The sequence below is a fragment of the Vibrio sp. TRT 1302 genome (genome assembly GCF_050113875.1).
Classification (GTDB): Bacteria; Pseudomonadota; Gammaproteobacteria; order Enterobacterales; family Vibrionaceae; genus Vibrio.
Genome location: NZ_JBNJOF010000002.1, coordinates 491,129 through 509,671 on the forward strand (window position 1 = coordinate 491,129; position 18,543 = coordinate 509,671).

Below are 18,543 nucleotides of genomic sequence, written 5' to 3' on the forward strand. Positions count from 1 at the left end.
GTTTAGACGCTAACATGTTTGCAGAACAGAGTGGTGTAAGCCTGACGTTAAGTTGTGTGATACAATTCGCACGCTTTTGAATGAGAAATAAAAATAGGAAATGCTTTGACTTCGTCACAGCCAAAAAAAGAGACCAACATGACTGCATCAACAAATAGCGCAGCCACGTTACGTAAAGCCCTAAATGAGTGCATGCTGCGCGACCGCTTCCGTTTGAGTAAGCGTATTTCGGGTGCCAGTAAAATTAAGAATGACGCCTCACGTTCTGCCGTATTTGATGAGATTGCGCTTGATATTGCCAAGTCTATGATGGAAGCAGAGCAGCGAGGGCATAGCTCACCGACAATCGAATACCCTGAAATCCTCCCCGTCAGCCAGAAAAAAGACGATATTGCGAAAGCGATAGCAGAGAATCAGGTAGTGATCGTAGCAGGTGAGACCGGTTCAGGAAAAACGACACAGCTGCCAAAAATTTGTGCCGAACTCGGGCGTGGAAAATATGGTCTGATTGGTCATACGCAGCCTCGACGTCTTGCGGCGCGCTCTGTCGCCAGTCGTATTGCAGAAGAGATGGAAACGCAGCTCGGTGAGTTTGTGGGTTATAAAGTTCGTTTTAACGACCAAATCTCGGACAATACACAGATCAAGTTAATGACGGACGGTATTCTACTGGCTGAAATTCAGCATGACCGTTTTCTGAACCAGTATGACACCATCATTATCGATGAAGCGCATGAACGCAGTCTAAACATCGATTTTATTCTAGGCTACCTCAAAGAGCTGTTACCGCGTCGTCCGGATTTAAAGATTATTATCACGTCTGCAACGATCGATCCGGAGCGATTCTCTAAGCATTTTGGTAACGCACCGATCATCGAAGTTTCGGGGCGTACTTACCCTGTTGAAACACGCTACCGTCCACTTTTTGGTGATGACGATGTTGACCGTGACCAATTGCAGGGCATTTTTGATGCGGTTGACGAGCTTTGTGAAGAGGGTCTGGGTGATATCCTGATCTTTATGAACGGTGAACGTGAAATCCGTGATACCGCTGATGCGTTAGCAAAACGCAATCTAAAGAGCACAGAAATTGTGCCTTTGTATGCGAGATTGTCAGCTGGTGAACAGAACAAGATTTTTCAGCCACATGCTGGGCGTCGAATTGTGTTGGCAACCAACGTAGCCGAAACATCATTGACGGTACCAGGTATTAAATACGTGATTGACCCTGGTACCGCGCGTATCAGTCGTTATAGTTACCGAACTAAGGTACAGCGTCTTCCAATTGAGCCAGTTTCTCAAGCAAGTGCCAATCAGCGTAAAGGTCGATGTGGTCGTGTTGAGGAAGGGATCTGTATCCGTTTGTATTCAGAAGAGGATTTTAATGCTCGTCCAGAGTTTACGGATCCAGAAATCCTACGTACAAACCTAGCTTCAGTTATCCTGCAAATGACGGCACTGGGACTGGGTGATATTGAAGCTTTCCCATTTGTCGAAGCGCCAGATAAGCGAAATGTCCAAGATGGTGTTCGTTTGCTGGAAGAGTTGGGTGCGATCAATGAAAAAGCGAAAGACCCGAAAAAACGTCTGACGCCGATTGGACGCCAATTAGCCAGATTGCCTATCGATCCGCGCTTGGCACGCATGGTACTTGAAGCGCCTAAATATGGTGCACTTAAGGAGCTGATGATCATAGCGTCCGCGCTGTCGATCCAAGATCCTCGTGAGCGTCCAAGTGACAAGCAACAATCTTCGGATGACAAGCACCGTCGCTTCTTCCATGAAGATTCAGATTTCATGACTTTGGTAAACCTTTGGGATTACATTCAGAAGCAACAAAAGGCATTGACGGGCAATCAGTTCCGCAAACAGTGCAAGCAAGATTATTTGAACTACTTACGTGTTCGTGAATGGCAGGATGTCTACTTCCAAGTCCATCAATCAATGCGTGAAATGGACTTTAAACTCAATGACGAACCGGCGAGCTACCAAGGTGTGCACAGTGCGATTTTAGTTGGTTTGCTTTCTCACATTGGTATGAAAGACCAAGAGAAAAACGATTATCAAGGCGCACGTAACGCTCGTTTTCATATTTTTCCAGCCTCAGGTCTGTTTAAAAAACAGCCGAAATGGATCATGTCGGCAGAGCTGGTCGAGACCTCCAAGCTATGGGGTCGTATTATCGCCAAGATTCAGCCAGAGTGGATTGAGCCTTTAGCGAAGCACCTAATTAAACGCAGTTACAGCGAACCACATTGGTCGAAGAAACGCGCTGCGGTAATGGCTCACGAAAAAGTGATGCTTTACGGCGTACCTATCGTACCAAAGCGTTTGGTTAACTACGGCAACATTGATCCAGTAGTCAGCCGTGAACTCTTTATTCGCAGTGCTTTAGTGGAAGGAGAGTGGGAAACCAAACATGCTTTCTTCAAGCAAAACCGTAAGTTATTGCAGGAAGTTGAAGAGCTCGAACACAAATCTCGTCGTCGTGACATTCTGGTTGACGATGATGAACTGTTTGATTTCTACGATCAGCGCGTGGGCACCGAAGTTGTGTCTGGCAAACATTTTGATACTTGGTGGAAGAAAGCATCGAAACAAAATTCAGAGCTACTGAATTTTGAAAAAGAGATGCTATTTAAAGGCGATGCCAGTCATGTCACCGATCTGGATTACCCTAACTTCTGGCACCAGAATGGGTTAAAACTCAAACTAAGTTATCAGTTTGAGCCTGGCGAAGATAACGACGGTGTAACGGTTCATCTGCCGCTGCCAATATTAAACCAAGTAGAACCAGCGGGTTTTGATTGGCAAATTCCTGGCTTACGTCATGAGTTGGTGGTCAGCCTCATCAAGTCGTTACCGAAGACTATCCGTAAGAACTTTGTACCAGCCCCTAACTACGCTGATGCATTTTTAGCACGTTCGACGCCTTTTGAGGCGCCATTGCTCGATTCATTGGAGAAAGAGTTACGTCGAATGACGGGGGTAGAAGTACTTCGCGAAGATTGGAATCTAGAGCAAGTTCCAGACCACTTGAAGGTGACTTTCCGTGCCGTTGATCATCGCAACCGCAAGCTCAAAGAGCATCGTAACCTTCATGAACTCAAAGAGAGCTTAAAAGATAAGGTGCAGGAAACCCTTTCAAAAGTGGCTGACGATGATATTGAGCAGCAGGGTTTGCACACTTGGAGCTTTGGCGAGCTACCGAAAGTTTATCAGCAGAAACGTGGTGGTTATGACGTTAAAGCTTACCCAGCAATTGTTGACAGCAAAGACAGCGTCGAAATCAAGCTATACGAAACCGAGTATGAGCAAATTTCAGCGATGAAAGCCGGTCAGCGCCGTTTGATATTGTTAAACGTACCGTCACCGATTAAATATCTGCACACCAACTTGCCAAACAAATCGAAGCTCGGTTTGTACTTCAACCCTTACGGTAAAGTTCTCGATCTCATCGATGACTGTATCGCTTGTGGTGTTGATAAGTTGATAGAAGAGAAAGGTGGTTTGGTGTGGGAGCCAGAACAGTTCGAACAGCTAAAAGAGCATGTACGCGCTGAATTAGGTGACACTGTGGTAGAAATTGCTCAGCAAGTTGAGACAATTTTGACAACTGCTTTTAATATCAATAAGAAGCTGAAAGGCAAGATTGATTTTACGATGGCTTTTGCCCTGTCTGACATTAAAGCGCAAATTGAAGGGTTAATCTTCAAAGGTTTTGCGACAGAATGTGGTTGGAAACGTCTACCCGATATTCTTCGCTATATGAAGGCCATTGAGCGTCGGATGGAAAAACTGCCGATCGACCCTAACAAAGATCGTTTGCACATGCTCAAGATAGAGTCGGTCACCAATGATTACAAAGAGCTGCTTAACAAGATACCTAAGGGTGTTGCCGTACCTGATAACGTCAAAGAAGTGCGTTGGATGTTAGAGGAATTAAGGGTGAGTTTCTTTGCTCAGCAACTTGGTACGCCATATCCGGTATCGGACAAACGAGTTAAAATGGCAATTGATGCCTGTTAGGTATGCAAATTGCATCAGTAAATATACAGTTCGGAATTTTGACAAATACGGCAGAAGCTTGCCAGCCTAAGCTTCTGCAACTTATAACTAGAGAAGGTTTATTATGAAAAAGACACTACTCGCGCTAGCTCTGATTGGCGCATCAGCTACAGCTTCTGCGGACTCTTGGATTTACGGCAGCGCAAGTGTGGGTCAAGCGGATCTGGGCAACGAATCATCGACCTCGTACAACGTTCACGTTGGTACAGGCATTCTTCCATTCATCGGCTTGGAAGCGGGTTACCAAAACTTTGGTGATTTTGACAATGTGAATTATGGTGGTGTAGTACGTGATCTTGAAGGTTCAGCTGTTTACTTCGCAGCAAAACCAAGCATCGATTTCGGTCCGCTTCACGTTTACGCAAAAGCGGGTATTCACTCTTACGAACTGACTGGTCGAAATAGCGATTTCAAAGAAGACGAAATTGACATGATGTACGGTGTTGGCGCTGAGTACTTTGTAATGGGCCCAATTTCACTAGGCGCAAGCTACAGCGTATTTTCAATGAAAGAAGAAGACGTTAAGAACTTCTCTCTTAACGCGACTTTCCACTTCCTATAATCAATAGGATAGAATGACGTAAAGCCTGACTCCGGTCAGGCTTTTTTTTTGCAAACTCGATAGGGAAACGGTTTCTATCTGTATCAACTAGCGATAGTCTAATGAGGCATTGTTAAGCGAACCCCGCTGCAACTTGATAATCACAAGGCCGTGTTATGCAATCGCAAATCCCAGTTCGTAACGATTCAGCATCGACAGCGACGTTTTCAAAACCTGACAACAAGAATCTCAGCATATTGCTAGAGTTAATGACCTTTATCAGGCCTTATAAGCTCAAAGTGGCGGCGGCGCTGATTGCTCTCGTTTTTACCGCCTCGTTGACACTGGCAGTAGGCCAAGGGGTAAGAGTGTTAATCGACCAAGGATTTGCTCAGCAGTCGATTGAAGAGCTCAATAGCGCGATCGTTTTTATCTTACTAATCACACTGCTGATTTCCGCAGGGACATTTTTCCGTTTTTACCTCGTGTCATCAGTCGGTGAACGTGTCAGTGCCGACATCCGCCTTGCGGTGTTTAATCATGTTATCACGCTACACCCAAGCTACTTCGAGACCAATGGCAGTGGTGACATCATGTCTCGTATTACCACCGACACTACCTTGCTGCAAAGTATCATTGGATCCTCTTTCTCTATGGCAATGCGCAGTGCGTTAATGTGTGTTGGGGCAATCATCATGTTGTTTGCCACCAACATCAAACTGACCTTGATCGTGCTTGCCAGCGTGCCTTTTATACTTGTGCCAATCCTATTTTATGGGCGGAAAGTTCGTGCATTATCTCGTCAGAGTCAGGACTCAATGGCCGACGTCGGGAGTTACGCCGGAGAAGCGATTGAACAAATAAAAACCGTACAAAGCTACAGCCGAGAATCCCAAGAGAAAGCATTTTTTGCCAATGAAGTTGAACGCGCTTACTCCATTGGTCGTAAACGGGTAAAGCAGCGAGCGATACTCATCTCTGGCGTTATCGTCATTGTTTTCAGCGCTATATCGGGCATGTTGTGGGTTGGCGGTAGCGATGTGATTAATGGGGCAATGAGTGCAGGCGATCTCGCAGCATTTGTCTTCTATGCTATCATGGTGGCGTCTTCACTTGCCACGATTTCAGAAGTGATGGGAGAGCTACAACGCGCGGCTGGGGCAACGGAACGTTTGATAGAGATTCTTCAGGTCGAAAGCCACATTACCGCGCCCGTTGAAACTAAGCTGATCCCCGCCACACTCAGCGCCGATGTGACTTTCGAGGCAGTTAACTTTCATTACCCTTCAAGACCGGATCAAGCGGCACTGAAACAGCTCAATTTAGCCGTTGAAGAAGGGAAAGTCCTCGCTTTAGTCGGGCCTTCTGGCGCTGGCAAAACGACGCTGTTCGAACTTCTTCAGCGATTCTATGACCCTCAGAGTGGACGAGTAACGTTAGGGGGAGTCGATGTCCGTGATTTCTCGCCGAGCGATTTGCGCCAAAGAATGGCATTGGTACCGCAGCAGCCAGCCCTTTTTAGTCATGATGTTTTTCACAACATCCGCTACGGCAATCCTCAAGCGACAGATGAGCAAGTCATCGCTGCCGCTAAAAAGGCGCACGCTCATGAATTTATTGTCGATTTGCCACAGGGCTATAACAGCTTTTTGGGGGAGCGGGGCGTACGCCTTTCGGGCGGGCAACGACAACGAATTGCCATCGCGCGAGCGATTCTAAAAGATCCCAACATCTTGCTGTTAGATGAGGCAACCAGTGCACTAGATAGCGAGAGTGAACATCACGTTCAACTTGCATTGGAAGAACTTATGCAAGGGCGCACAACCATCATCATTGCTCACCGTCTCTCGACAATCAAACACGCAGATAAGATTGCGGTACTCGATCAAGGCAAATTGGTTGATGTTGGCAATCACGACTCACTGATGAAGAGTTGTGAACTATACCAGCGTCTGGTTGAGCTGCAGTTCAAACACCTTCACTGACAATAATTATGCTTGGTTTAAGCCTGTTGTTTGAGTTTGCACCTATACAAGCGTGAAACCCGCAGAGAAGTGTTATGGCGACAAAACAGCGAAACATACCGACACACAGAATATCGCGTTTTGGCGAGCTTGCCTCTTTGGCCACGCGTGTTGCCGGCAACGTGCCAAGCGAATATTCATCGTCTTGTCAAGCCATATCTGACACTTTAGGTGAGCAAATTAGAGAGAAGCAGAGCATGAAATCATAATGTTCTCGACATCGCTCCGGTGGCTGTCAAAGTATTGCCGATACAAAAAAGCCACTCAATCGAGTGGCTTTAACAACAGTAACTGTGTGAAACATTAAGCTTGTTGCTGTTTCAACTCTTGTTGTGCTTCTTCTTCAATAAGCGCGTCGACGATAACCGCACACGCTGCATCACCAGTGATGTTTAGAGCAGTACGAATCATATCGAAGATACGGTCTAGAGCGAACAGTAGCGGTAGACCTTCAATTGGAATACCAGCTGCTAGAAGTACAGCAACTACAAGGAATGATGGTCCAGGAACACCCGCTTGACCAACCGCACCCAGTGTAGAGGTCACGATGATCGCGATGTAAGCGCCCATACCTAGGTCGATATTGAATAGCTGAGCAAAGAAGATTGCCACTAGACCGTAGTAAATAGCGTTACCAGACATGTTGATTGTTGCACCTAGAGGCAGAACAAACGACGCGGTAGAGTTTCTCACACCCAGTTCATTTTCAACGGTATCCATTGTAACAGGAAGCGTCGCCATAGATGACGCTGTTGAAAGTGCAACCGCTTGTGGTTTCTTCATAGCAACAAGGAATTTTTTCGCTGAAGTCTTAGTGAAGATATGAACCATTAATGGGTAAGCGATGAAGCCGAAGATCATGATAGCGGCAACGTAAACAACGAATAGTTTGAAGACGACCATTAGAGCGCCAAAACCAAACGTACCAACCGCTTCAGCCATCAGCCCGAATACACCAATTGGCGCAATGATCATGACTTTGTTGATCATCCATACCATTGCATCAACAATACAGTTCACGCCATTCATGATTGGTTCGCGACGCTCTTTTGACTGCTTAGAAATTGCAATACCAAAGAACATACAGAAAACCAGAATCTGAAGGATGTTTGCTTCGTTAAGTGATTGGAAAACGTTAGTTGGGATCATACCAGTGATGGTTGCCCAGAAAGTAGGTAGTTCACCTTTAGAAGCGTATTCTGCTGAGAACATGCCTTCAACGCCTGATACGTCGATGCCAAGTCCAGGCTTGAATACTTCACCCATAAACAGAGCAAGTGCAACGGCTAATGCTGAAGTTAGACCGAAGTAACCTAAAGTTACTAGACCTACTTTACCAGCAGACTGGCTGTTACCTAGGCCTGCCGCACCTGAGATCAGGGCAACCGCAACTAAAGGAATAACCAGCATTTTGATTAGGTTAATAAATATCGCACCAAGTGGAGCGAACATGGTAGCGCTGTCACCCATGAAGGCACCAACGGCAGTACCCAGGATCATGGCAATAACGACTTGTACGCCAATGTTGCTTAGTAAATTCTTTTGTTTTAACACTTCCATAACCTCTGTGCTAAGAAAATTTAAATTCCTAGAATTACCCACCAAGAGAAAACTTGCAATTGGATAATAATTTCGTCTTGCGTTGTACACTTAAATTTTACATTTAGCAATATCGAAGAGGGCATGTTCAACGGATTATTCGATGATTTATTGACGAGTGCTAATTTTTTGCTCAATAGCAACCGTTTGCTATTTGATGTGGTGATGATTTAGGGCTGAATGATTGCTTATATCGGCTGGTTAGAAGTGGCAAGAAAAGGTGGGATTTGTTAAAAAAAAGATCAGCTTTTTACGATTGATAAGAAGCTGATCTCATAGCAGTTTAGATGGCTAACACGTTACTTATGTGTTGCTGACTTCATTGAGGAAACAAAATTTGCTAGTTGATTTAACATTTGCTGTGGATCATCAAGGTTATTTTCGATGATTTTGACCACGGCAGAGCCCGAAATCGCCCCCGCAGCACCAGATTCAATAGCCTGCTTTACCTGAGCGGGTTCTGAAATACCAAATCCTAGCAACGCTGGTGGCGCATCAAAGCGGTTTAGTTTCTCTAGCATGTCTCCAACAGGCATGTTGGCTTTGGTTTCTGCACCCGTAACACCCGCACGAGAAAGCAGATAGGTATAGCCACCACCCAATTGAGAAACTTGTTTAAGCGTCTCGTCACTCGCCGTTGGCGGTGCGATAAAAATTGGATGAATGCCAAACTTTTCAGCCGCTGCGACAAACTCGCTACTTTCGTTGGTCGGAACGTCTGCGATAAGCACAGAGTCAATACCTGCATTCGCGCAGCGTTGGTAAAAGTTTTCAATTCCACGTGAATAAACTAGGTTCGCGTACATAAGCAGACCAATTGGAAGGTCTGGATATTTGCTACGAATCTTCGCGATCATATCAAAGCAGATATCGGGTGTTGCCCCCGCCTCAAGCGCACGAATGTTTGCCCCTTGAATGGTAGGACCGTCTGCCAGAGGATCTGAGAATGGAATACCTAACTCAAGGGCATCTGCACCAGATTCAACCAAGGTTTCCATGATTTTTAATGATTGCTCAGGGTTAGGATCGCAAACCGTTACGAACGGAACGAAAGCACCTTGATTGGCATCGTTTAAGCGCGTGAATAGCTTTTCATAACGGTTCATTAGATCGCTCCTTTTTGTTGCAGAATGTCATGGACAGTGAAAATATCTTTATCTCCACGACCAGAAAGGTTAACCACAAGTAATTGTTCTTTTTCAGGGTTTTCACGTGCCATTCGCAACGCGTGAGCTAATGCGTGAGATGATTCTAACGCCGGAATAATCCCTTCGTTACGTGCAAGCTCTTGGAATGCTTCCAGCGCTTCATCGTCCGTGACGTTATCGTATTCAGCTCGACCAATCGCGTTCAAGTAAGCATGCTGTGGACCCACAGAAGGGAAGTCTAGGCCGGCAGAGACAGAGTACGACTCTTCAACTTGGCCATGCTCATCCTGCATCAAGGGAGCTTTCATACCAAAGAAGATACCTGTTTTACCATGTTTCAGTGGTGCGCCATGTTGGTCAGTATCGATACCCTTACCCGCAGGTTCAACACCAATCAGGCGAACACTCTCTTCTTCAATGAAATCAGCAAACATACCAATAGCGTTTGAACCGCCTCCGACACAGGCGATGACTGCATCTGGGAGACGTCCTTCACGAGCCAAAATCTGGTTTTTGGTCTCTTCACCGATCATGTGTTGGAATTCGCGCACTATGGTTGGGAATGGGTGAGGGCCTGCCGCAGTGCCAAGTAGGTAGTGTGCTTCTTCATAACTGGCAGACCAGTCACGCAATGCTTCGTTACATGCGTCTTTGAGTGTCGCTGAGCCAGAGTGAACAGGAATGACTTCTGCACCCATAAGTTTCATTCGGAATACGTTAGGGCTTTGACGTTCGACGTCTTTCGCACCCATGTAAACACGGCACTTGAGACCAAGCAATGCACATGCAAGAGCGGTAGCAACACCGTGTTGACCAGCTCCTGTTTCCGCGATGATTTCGTGTTTACCCATGCGTTTTGCCAGCAGGGCTTGTCCTAACACTTGGTTAGTTTTGTGTGCACCACCGTGCAGTAGATCTTCACGTTTTAGGTAAAGTTTGGTTTTGGTGCCTTTGGTTAAGTTACGCGTCAAGGTCAAAGCAGTCGGACGGCCTGCATACTCTTGGAGCAGAGACATGAATTCGCTTTGGAACTCAGGGTCTTTCTGTGCGTCGATAAATGCTTGTTCAAGCTGATCCAGTGCTGGAACGAGAATTTGTGGTACATACTGACCACCATATTCGCCAAAGTAGGCATCAAGTTTTGCCATGGTGTTTAATTCCTTTAATTTTGTCCAACGTGAAGCAACTCACGTCGCTGATAATTTAGTAGTTTCTAATCGCAATAAAAGCTTGTTCGAGTTTGTCTGCGTCTTTTTTACCCGGAGAGTGCTCCACGCCTGAGTTAAGGTCGAGTCCAAGGCATCCTTGCTCTGCCGCTTTTTGGGCGTTGAAAGGAGTGATACCACCTGCGAGCATGACTTTGGATGGAGCGCCAATTAACGACCAGTCGAACACTAGGCCAGTCCCGCCAACTTGTGATCCGACTTTGGTATCGAGTAAATGTCGGTCGATGTTTTCATTCAGTAGGACAGGAACGGATTGATTCACACCATACGCTTTCCAAATTTCTACTTGTGGTGGCAGTGCAGATTTCAGTTGATTTACAAATGCTTGGTCTTCACTACCGTGCAATTGAACAGCGGCTAAACCTAGGTCACACACGGTGCCGACTATGGTTTCTAAACTGTGATTTTGGAACACGCCGACATAATTGAGCGGGGCTCCGCTCATCGTCAGACGTGCGCTTTCCTGATCGACATAGCGTGGAGACTGTTCAACAAAAATTAATCCGCCAAAAACGGCACCAGATTGATAGGCTTTCGCGGCGTCGTTAGGGTGGGTGAGGCCACAGACTTTATTCTCGCCCATAGTTACTTTACGAACGGCCAGTTCTAAGTCATCTTCAGCCATCAAAGAACTGCCAATCAAGAAACCATCAGCATATTGGCTAAGGTCACGAACTTGTTGATGAGTATAAATTCCTGATTCAGAGATAATAATGGCATCAGGTGCGAGCTCACGGATGGTTGGAGCAAGTTGTTTGGTACGGTTCAAATCCGTTGTAAGGTCGCGTAGGTTACGGTTGTTAATGCCAATCACTTTTGCGCCTAATGCGACGGCACGTTGCAACTCTTCCTCATTGCTAACTTCCGTCAGAACACCCATATCAAGAGAGTGAGCGACTTCAGCTAACTCAACATATTCGTTGTCATCCAATACCGATAACATCAGCAGGATGGCATCAGCGAAGTAGTGGCGTGCAAGATAAACCTGATAGCTATCAATCATAAAGTCTTTGCACAGAATAGGCTGCTTGGCTTGCTTCCTTACCTGAGGCAAAAACTCAAAGTTACCTTGGAAGTACTTCTCATCAGTCAGTACTGAAATTGCATCCGCATGGTTGTTATAAACACTAGCAATGTAATCTAGGTCGAACTCTTCACGGATTAAGCCTTTAGACGGAGATGCCTTCTTACATTCCGTAATAAAGACGGTTTTTTGTTGACTGAGCGCCTGATAGAAACTGCGATCTGATGCAACCAGTGTATCTTTGAATGAGGCTAAGGGTTGGGCTTGTTTACGTTCAGCGACCCATTGGTGCTTGTCTCTAACAATTTTTGCCAATACTTCTGCCATCTCAGCTTCTTTCACTGAAACGTGCTCGGATAATTTATCTTTCACCTGAGTCATTGTGCTTACCTTGTACTGCCGTTGTTATGCATGTGCTGCGAGTTGCTGAACTAACTGGTACGCCTTACCGGAGTTCATCGCTTCGATTGCTTGTTGTGTGTTGGCTTTGAGATCTTCATGACCAAATAAACGCATCAAAAGCGCCACGTTGACGGCTACAGCACCTAGCTGAGCGTCGGTTCCCTTACCAGTCAGCATATTGGTAATGATCGCTCGGTTTTCTTCAGGAGATCCGCCCTTGATCGCTTCAAGAGGGTGCGCCTCAAGACCAAAGTCAGCTGGTGTCAGGCTGTATTCATGGATCTGACCATCTTTAATCTCAGCGACGGTGGTTTTGCCATGAATCGCCACTTCATCTAAGCCGCTACCGTGGACAACCGCGGCGCGTTTCAAACCCATCTGCAACATGGTTTCTGCGATAGGACGAACCAGCTCCTCACTGTAGACGCCCATCAGCTCAATGTTAGGGCGAGCAGGGTTAATCAACGGGCCCAAGATGTTAAAGATGGTACGAGTTTTCATGGTTTGGCGTACAGGCATTGCGTGGCGAACACCGAGGTGGTATTGCGGCGCAAACAAAAATGCTACGCCCAGTGTATCGACCGCAGTTCGCGTGTCTTCGGCACTCATTGCCAAGTTAATACCGAATGAATCAAGCAGATCTGAACTGCCTGATTTGCTAGAGACACTGCGGTTGCCATGCTTTGCCACTTTTAATCCACATGCCGCTGCAACAAATGCCGCAGTGGTCGAAATGTTGATTGTGTCGTGACCGTCTCCACCTGTGCCGACGATATCAGCAAAGTCGTAGTCTGGGCGTGGAAATGGATTGGCGTTAGCGAGCAACGCCTTAGCAGCGCCAGCGATCTCGTCGGGTGTTTCACCTTTGATTTTCAGAGCGGTCAATGCCGCCGCCATTAAAATAGGGTCTAATTCGCCGCGAATAATCACATCAAATAGCTGCTGGCTCTCTTGCTGAGTTAACGACTGCTGTTCGTAGAGCTTACTAATAATCTGTTCCATGATTCTCTTCCTTATTTATTGTTCTTCTCTAGAGCCCATTTAATGGCATTCGCAAGCAACGTTGCGCCATATGTTGTCATGATTGACTCTGGGTGGAACTGGAATCCACATACCTTGTCTTGTTCTTGTACTACAGACATAACCAAACCATCAACCTCTGCGGTAACAGTCAGCGTTTCAGGTACCTTGGTCGCGACGAGTGAATGGTAGCGCGCAATCGCCAACGGTGATGGCAGTCCTTGGTAAGTCGCATGGTTTTCGTGCTCCATCATCGAGACTTTACCGTGGATGATTTCACCAGCTCCCGCGACGGTGCCGCCGTAGGCTTCCACAATTGCTTGGTGTCCGAGACAGATGCCAATCATTGGCACTTTACCTTTTAAACGCTGAAGAATCTCAGGCATCGAACCAGCTTCAGAGGGGGCGCCCGGCCCTGGTGATAAAAGAACGACGGGATTGTCCAGTTCGGCAACGGCGGTCTCAATCGCTTGGGCAGAAATGCTATTGCGATATACCGTGACCTGATGACCAAGAGAGCGAAATTGGTCAACCAAGTTGTAAGTGAACGAATCAAAGTTGTCGATGAATATGATATTTGCCATCTCGATGCTACTCCTTGTGTGCTGCTTGAATAGCAGAGATTACTGCTTGTGCCTTGCCGCGCGTTTCATCGGCTTCGCTTTGTGGGTCAGAATCAAAGACCACTCCGGCGCCAGCCTGAACCTGTGCAATACCATTTTCAACATACGCAGAACGAATAACGATACAAGTATCCAGTGTACCTTCTCCCGTCAGATAGCCGACCGCACCACCGTAACTGCCACGTCGGGCTTGTTCGACATCGCGGATTAACTGCATTGCGCGAATTTTAGGAGCGCCGGTTAGTGTTCCCATATTCATGCAAGCCTGGTAAGCGTGTAGGGCATCCAAATCATCGCGAAGTTGACCAACCACGCGAGACACCAAGTGCATGACATGGCTATAGCGATCGACTTTCAACAGATCGGCAACGTGGCGTGTACCTGGCTGAGAGATACGTGCTACGTCGTTCCGCGCTAAGTCGACTAGCATCATATGCTCAGCGTTCTCTTTTTTATCCGTACGCAGCTCAAGTTCAATTCGGCTATCGAGATCGAAATCAATCTCTCCATTTGGACGTTTGCCGCGACGACGAGTACCGGCAATAGGGTATATCTCGATTTGATTCGTATGAGTTTCGTATTTAAGTGCGCTTTCTGGTGACGCACCGAACAGGGTAAACAATTCATCCTGCATGTAGAACATGTAAGGACTTGGGTTGCTTTGCTTCAGCGCTTTGTAAGCGGCCAGAGGCGACGGGCAAGGTAATGTGAAGCGACGAGAAGGAACAACCTGAAACACATCGCCCTTGACTACATATTCTTTGAGGTCACGAACAATCTGGCAAAAGTCTTGATCAGAGATACTTGGTGTCGCGGTGGTATCGCTGACCAGCGTCGCTTTTGGTAATGGCTTGAGCTCTGCACACTGTTGGCGGATAGAGTCAAGGCGTTGCTCTAGTCGAGTTGGATTCGAAGTGTCTGCAAATAGTGTCGCTTGCAGTTCACAAGATTGCTTCTGATGATCGACTACGAGCAGGGTTTCGGCCACATAGAACACATAATCTGGACATTGATTTGTCGCTTCGGCATCGCCTAAGGGTTCGAAATTCGCCACAAGGTCATAGGCAAACAGACCGCCGATAAAAATGGCGTGTTTGTGTAGCGAGTCGATATCAAAGCTATGTTGAATCAAACGTAAAGCATCAAATGATGAGGCCTCACGTAGACGAGAATCTTCGTCAATCGTGTCACAAGGCGTTGTAAAATGGAGGACCAACTGATTGCCATCAAACGAGTGTTCGATATTCGTTTGGATATTGTTAGTGAGGTGAGAAAGTAGGTTTTTACCGTTCTCCGTTAAGGCTGTCATGGTCACAGTATTGCCAAAACAGACAATGCGAACAGCTGAATCTACGATAAGCAGACTTTGCAGATCCTGTTTCGAATCAATTTCCGCCGACTCTAGCAGCAAGCTATCACTTTTGTGTTCACATAAGGTGTGAAACAACTGTGTTGGATCTTCGGCATAAGGTGCGGTGGTTCGAAGCAGTTCGATAGCGCCTAGCTTTTTGATTTCAATGGCCTTGTTCACCAGACCTCCTTATCTCTAAAAATAGTTTCCTGCCTACATAGTCGCATAAAGCGCACAGTCGCCCAATCAAGTTTCGGTTAAATTTGTCCATTGTTTGAGCAGTTAGATGTGAGACAGATTACAAAACAAAAAAGCCCGCTTCGGCAGCGGGCTTTTGAACATGATTTTCACTTATTAAAAGTACACGTTAGCCCACCAAGAACTTGTCCAAGTGCGCCACCAAGCAAGATCTACTGCTCTATTATTAATAGAGTGAGCAGTAACTTTTGCTTTTTGCTTTTGTTGGATGTCTTGTAACATAGTGAGCCTTAAATCAGGTACTTCGTATTTGTGTACTAGTTAACTAGTGCAGAGGTAAAAAGTCAACAAAAAAAACTAAAATTATGCGAATTGATTTACATAGTCACACTACAGCCTCAGACGGACGATTACCTCCCAATGAATTAATCGATAGAGCATTGAGTTTTCAGCTTGAAGTTTTAGCGATCACTGACCATGACACGGTCGATGCACTGGAGCCTGCGCATCAGTACATAAAGCAAAACAATTTACCGCTGACACTGATCAACGGGATTGAAATTTCCACGGTGTGGCAAAACAAAGATATCCATATTGTTGGATTAAATATTGATCCCCACTCTCAAGCGCTCACTGACTTGATCGAGCAGCAAAAGAAACATCGAGAAGGTCGTGCGGAACTGATCGCCAGCAGGTTGGCTAAAGCCACTCGAGAAGGCGTGTTGGAAGAGGTGAAGGCTATTGCAGGCGATGCACCAATTACCCGAGCGCACTTTGCTAAGTGGCTGGTGGATAACCAATATGCTAAGACCATGCAGCAAGTTTTTAAAAAATACCTAACTCGGAACAATCCAGGGTACGTGCCCCCAACATGGTGCTCGATGAAAGACGCGATTGACGCGATTCATCAAGCAGGAGGGCATGCGGTTCTTGCACATCCAGGGCGCTATGATCTAACGGCAAAATGGATCAAGCGTCTGTTGACAGCCTTTGCTGAAGCTGGTGGTGACGCGATGGAAGTCGCACAGCCGCAACAAGCTCAACAAGAAAGGCGAAACTTGGCTGATTATGCTATACAATACAAACTATTAGCTTCGCAAGGTAGCGACTTCCATTATCCATCTCCTTGGATGGAGCTAGGTCGAAATTTATGGTTGCCATCGGGTGTTGAACCCGTATGGAAGGATTGGGGCATTGAACCTTCGGCAACAGATTCAGCCCATATTGAATAACTATAGAGTCGAGAGACTCGATAATGAGGAATTACAATGAGCCAGTTTTTTTACGTTCATCCAGAAAACCCACAGGCTCGCTTGATCAATCAGGCTGTAGCAATCATTCGTAACGGCGGGGTAGTGGTTTACCCGACCGATTCAGGCTACGCACTTGGTTGTCAGCTTGAAAATAAACAAGCATTGGAGCGTATCTGTCAGATACGTCGCTTGAACGATAAGCACAACTTTACTCTATTATGTCGTGACCTGTCAGAGATCTCTTTATACGCTCGAGTAGACAACACGGCATTCCGTCTACTCAAGAATAATACACCGGGGCCTTACACTTTTATCTTTAAAGGGACTAAGGAAGTACCACGTCGCCTAATGAATGCAAAGCGTAAGACGATCGGTATTCGTATTCCAGACAACCGCATCGCGCTTGATCTACTTGAGGCGTTAGGTGAACCATTGATGTCGACTTCTCTTATCCTGCCGGGTAACGAAGTGACGGAATCTGACCCAGAAGATATCCGCGACAAGTTAGAACATGCGGTTGACTGCATCCTTAATGGTGGTTATCTGGGTGAACAACCAACCACTGTGGTTGATTTTAGTGAAGATGAACCTGTGATTGCCCGTGTGGGTGCTGGAGATCCTGCTCCGTTCGAGTAATCAAAAGTACGTGATTTTTAGCACACTTTTTGCGATAATGTGCGACCGCGATTTTTGGTCGCACTTGTTTATTCGACGTCTGAGAAGACGACACATAGGTAGATAAATGAACGAAAAACTACAGAAAGTATTAGCCCGAGCTGGTCATGGCTCTCGTCGCGAACTAGAAGCTTTGATTAAAGCAGGTCGCGTGAGTGTGAACGGTGTCGTTGCTAAGCTTGGTGAACGACTAGAAGATGAAAACGCAGTTGTGCGTATCGATGGTCATACTGTTTCTGCTAAAGCGCAGGAAGAAGTGATCTGTCGAGTACTCGCATATTACAAGCCGGAAGGTGAACTGTGTACTCGTCATGACCCAGAAGGTCGTCGTACTGTATTTGACCGTTTGCCTAAAATCCGTGGCTCTCGCTGGATTTCAGTTGGTCGTTTGGATGCCAACACATCAGGACTTCTGCTTTTCACAACAGATGGTGAATTGGCAAACCGCTTGATGCACCCAAGTCGTCAAGTAGAGCGTGAATACTTAGTACGTGTCTTCGGCGAAGTAACGGAACAAAAAGTGAAGAATCTAGTTCGCGGTGTTGAACTAGAAGATGGTATGGCGCGTTTCGAAGACGTTGTTTACGCGGGTGGTGATGGTATGAACCACACTTTCTACGTAGCCATCAACGAAGGTCGTAACCGTGAGGTTCGTCGTTTATGGGAATCTCAAGATACCACGGTTAGCCGCCTTAAACGTGTACGCTACGGTGATATCTACCTAGATAAGAAATTGCCTCGTGGCGGTTGGATGGAACTGGATCTTAAAGAAGTAAACTACCTACGTGAATTGGTAGAACTTCGTCCTGAACGTCAAACGCTTCTTGATGAGAGCAAATCAAACTCATCACGTAAACGTGAGCGTTCACGCAGCCAGAAAATCCGTCGTGCGGTTAAACGTCACGAAGAGCGTGTGAACAGTACTGGTGGACGTAGCAACAACCCATCACGTCGTAAACCGAAGAAAAGCTCAGGTCAGCAAGGTGTTCGTAATAAACAACGTTAATTGAACGTTGGGATTTTAAAACACAACTCCTATCACTTACAGTGGTTGGAACGCACTGGATAGCGAACCATACTCTTACGAACGGCCCTCAATACGGGCCGTTTTTTCGTTCTATCGTTCAAGCCAATTCCAACTATCAGCCAAACGACTCATTCAGCAGACAGCGACCAGCTCATTCATGTATTGGACAAGGCGGTGCAGGTTAAAGAATAGAGGTATGGAACCTTCCATCGTTCCCCTCCGTAGCAGCGGGGTATTTTCTGATTTTTCATAATTTGTGATTACTCCCAGTCTCCTTGGTGTATTTTTTGCTTCCGGGCAACTTTTTGCTCGAATCGAGCAAGATCTTGCTCAGATCGAGCAAAAAGTTGCTCAGCTTGTATAT

At 46.3% G+C, this 18,543-nt stretch carries 14 protein-coding genes and 1 other annotated feature; of the genes, 6 read left to right on the forward strand and 8 right to left on the reverse strand.

Features of this window, described 5'->3' with window-relative positions; all coding sequences use genetic code 11:
- The first annotated feature begins 138 nt into the window (after positions 1-138).
- The 3 genes from hrpA to ACQEXP_RS05000 all read left to right on the forward strand — a co-directional run bounded on the left by hrpA (position 139) and on the right by ACQEXP_RS05000 (position 6,594).
- A complete protein-coding gene (gene hrpA / locus ACQEXP_RS04990) occupies positions 139-4,029 on the forward strand; it encodes an ATP-dependent RNA helicase HrpA (RefSeq protein ID WP_426968536.1) in 3,891 nt (1,296 codons plus the stop codon).
- Positions 4,030-4,132: 103 nt separating this feature from the next.
- Positions 4,133-4,630, forward strand: coding sequence for an outer membrane beta-barrel protein (locus ACQEXP_RS04995; RefSeq protein ID WP_269375909.1), 498 nt, complete (start codon positions 4,133-4,135; stop codon positions 4,628-4,630).
- 155 nt (positions 4,631-4,785) lie between these two features.
- Entirely contained in the window at positions 4,786-6,594 is a 1,809-nt protein-coding gene (locus ACQEXP_RS05000) for an ABC transporter ATP-binding protein/permease (RefSeq protein ID WP_426968537.1), read from the forward strand.
- Between the two features lie 342 nt (positions 6,595-6,936).
- On the opposite strand, the gene ACQEXP_RS05005 is transcribed toward ACQEXP_RS05000, so the two are convergent.
- The 8 genes from ACQEXP_RS05005 to ACQEXP_RS05040 form a co-directional block, all read right to left on the reverse strand.
- Complete coding sequence (locus ACQEXP_RS05005; RefSeq protein ID WP_269375907.1) at positions 6,937-8,193, reverse strand: dicarboxylate/amino acid:cation symporter; 1,257 nt, start codon at positions 8,191-8,193, stop codon at positions 6,937-6,939.
- A gap of 338 nt (positions 8,194-8,531) precedes the next feature.
- Entirely contained in the window at positions 8,532-9,338 is an 807-nt protein-coding gene (trpA, locus tag ACQEXP_RS05010; RefSeq protein ID WP_426968539.1) for a tryptophan synthase subunit alpha, read from the reverse strand.
- Positions 9,338-10,528 carry a tryptophan synthase subunit beta gene (gene trpB, locus ACQEXP_RS05015; protein ID WP_426968541.1) on the reverse strand — a complete coding sequence of 397 codons (1,191 nt, stop codon included), beginning with the start codon at positions 10,526-10,528 and terminating at the stop codon, positions 9,338-9,340. The genes trpA and trpB overlap by 1 nt, the downstream gene beginning before the upstream one ends.
- Before the next feature lie 55 nt (positions 10,529-10,583).
- Positions 10,584-12,011, reverse strand: a complete 1,428-nt coding sequence (gene trpCF / locus ACQEXP_RS05020; RefSeq protein ID WP_426968543.1) for a bifunctional indole-3-glycerol-phosphate synthase TrpC/phosphoribosylanthranilate isomerase TrpF — start codon at positions 12,009-12,011, stop codon at positions 10,584-10,586.
- Between the two features lie 24 nt (positions 12,012-12,035).
- Positions 12,036-13,034: an anthranilate phosphoribosyltransferase gene (gene trpD, locus ACQEXP_RS05025; protein WP_269375902.1), complete on the reverse strand. Its 999-nt coding sequence runs from the start codon at positions 13,032-13,034 to the stop codon at positions 12,036-12,038.
- 11 nt (positions 13,035-13,045) lie between these two features.
- A complete protein-coding gene (locus ACQEXP_RS05030) occupies positions 13,046-13,636 on the reverse strand; it encodes an aminodeoxychorismate/anthranilate synthase component II (protein WP_426968544.1) in 591 nt (196 codons plus the stop codon).
- A 7-nt stretch (positions 13,637-13,643) separates the two neighbouring features.
- Positions 13,644-15,206, reverse strand: coding sequence for an anthranilate synthase component 1 (locus ACQEXP_RS05035; protein ID WP_426968546.1), 1,563 nt, complete (start codon positions 15,204-15,206; stop codon positions 13,644-13,646).
- Between the two features lie 125 nt (positions 15,207-15,331).
- Positions 15,332-15,434: a sequence feature (Trp leader region), on the reverse strand.
- Positions 15,381-15,506, reverse strand: coding sequence for a Trp operon leader peptide (locus ACQEXP_RS05040; protein ID WP_138973255.1), 126 nt, complete (start codon positions 15,504-15,506; stop codon positions 15,381-15,383). (Overlaps the previous feature by 54 nt.)
- An 83-nt stretch (positions 15,507-15,589) precedes the next feature.
- Between ACQEXP_RS05040 and rnm the strand changes: the two genes are divergently transcribed.
- From rnm to rluB, 3 genes are all read left to right on the forward strand, one after another.
- Positions 15,590-16,456 carry an RNase RNM gene (gene rnm / locus ACQEXP_RS05045; protein ID WP_269375898.1) on the forward strand — a complete coding sequence of 289 codons (867 nt, stop codon included), beginning with the start codon at positions 15,590-15,592 and terminating at the stop codon, positions 16,454-16,456.
- A gap of 36 nt (positions 16,457-16,492) precedes the next feature.
- Positions 16,493-17,113: an L-threonylcarbamoyladenylate synthase gene (locus tag ACQEXP_RS05050; RefSeq protein ID WP_269375897.1), complete on the forward strand. Its 621-nt coding sequence runs from the start codon at positions 16,493-16,495 to the stop codon at positions 17,111-17,113.
- A 106-nt stretch (positions 17,114-17,219) separates the two neighbouring features.
- Positions 17,220-18,158, forward strand: a complete 939-nt coding sequence (gene rluB / locus ACQEXP_RS05055; protein ID WP_138973252.1) for a 23S rRNA pseudouridine(2605) synthase RluB — start codon at positions 17,220-17,222, stop codon at positions 18,156-18,158.
- Positions 18,159-18,543 lie beyond the last annotated feature (385 nt).

Coding starts and splice junctions, on each gene's coding strand:
- trpA (WP_426968539.1), bottom strand. CDS start 9,338: ATGAACCGTTATGAAAAGCTATTCACGCGCTTAAACGATGCCAATCAA.
- ACQEXP_RS04995 (WP_269375909.1), top strand. CDS start 4,133: ATGAAAAAGACACTACTCGCGCTAGCTCTGATTGGCGCATCAGCTACA.
- ACQEXP_RS05005 (WP_269375907.1), bottom strand. CDS start 8,193: ATGGAAGTGTTAAAACAAAAGAATTTACTAAGCAACATTGGCGTACAA.
- ACQEXP_RS05050 (WP_269375897.1), top strand. CDS start 16,493: ATGAGCCAGTTTTTTTACGTTCATCCAGAAAACCCACAGGCTCGCTTG.
- trpD (WP_269375902.1), bottom strand. CDS start 13,034: ATGGAACAGATTATTAGTAAGCTCTACGAACAGCAGTCGTTAACTCAG.
- rnm (WP_269375898.1), top strand. CDS start 15,590: ATGCGAATTGATTTACATAGTCACACTACAGCCTCAGACGGACGATTA.
- trpCF (WP_426968543.1), bottom strand. CDS start 12,011: ATGACTCAGGTGAAAGATAAATTATCCGAGCACGTTTCAGTGAAAGAA.
- rluB (WP_138973252.1), top strand. CDS start 17,220: ATGAACGAAAAACTACAGAAAGTATTAGCCCGAGCTGGTCATGGCTCT.
- ACQEXP_RS05030 (WP_426968544.1), bottom strand. CDS start 13,636: ATGGCAAATATCATATTCATCGACAACTTTGATTCGTTCACTTACAAC.
- trpB (WP_426968541.1), bottom strand. CDS start 10,528: ATGGCAAAACTTGATGCCTACTTTGGCGAATATGGTGGTCAGTATGTA.
- hrpA (WP_426968536.1), top strand. CDS start 139: ATGACTGCATCAACAAATAGCGCAGCCACGTTACGTAAAGCCCTAAAT.
- ACQEXP_RS05000 (WP_426968537.1), top strand. CDS start 4,786: ATGCAATCGCAAATCCCAGTTCGTAACGATTCAGCATCGACAGCGACG.
- ACQEXP_RS05040 (WP_138973255.1), bottom strand. CDS start 15,506: ATGTTACAAGACATCCAACAAAAGCAAAAAGCAAAAGTTACTGCTCAC.